Below are 498 nucleotides of genomic sequence, written 5' to 3'. Positions count from 1 at the left end.
CGAACAGGTTGTACATGGTCTCCCTCTCCCCTCCCGGAAGGATTCCAACTTTACCGTGCGGGCCGAATCCTGCAAAACCCCGGCGCGGGGAGCGGGATATCCGTTGAATGGCGCGGGAAAACGCGGACAAAAAAATTCCGCCGCCCAAAATCAGGTCACCAGGGAGAAGTGATGACCGTGCGGAGACGCCGGGCGGCGGATTGCCTGCTGAGGCAATAACCCGCGCACTTTCGCAGAGTCCCCGCTCCCGTACCTTGACGCAGGTCAAGAAGCAGCGCGGTCGCCGTTCTAGAATAATTTTAAGTCAAGGAGGCAACCATGCTCGTCGGAAAAATCTGCAACCGCGAGGTTGTCTTCGTCGGGCCCGACAGTTCCATCGCGGACGCGGCGCGGCTGATGCGCGAGCATCACGTCGGCGGCCTGGTGGTGGCGCGGGAAAAATCCGGCAAGCGCGTTCCCGTCGGCATCGTCACGGACCGGGACCTGGTGATCGAGGTC

General features: G+C 61.6%; 1 protein-coding gene. It reads left to right on the top strand.

The window, feature by feature from the left end:
* Window positions 1–318: 318 nt before the first annotated feature.
* Window positions 319–498, top strand: a 180-nt coding sequence (locus tag RAD15_RS43550) for a CBS domain-containing protein (RefSeq protein WP_458184821.1), incomplete at its 3' end; no start/stop codon positions are given.

The organism is Bradyrhizobium sp. 14AA, from assembly GCF_054185205.1.
This window is presented reverse-complemented; position numbering and strand designations above follow the sequence as displayed.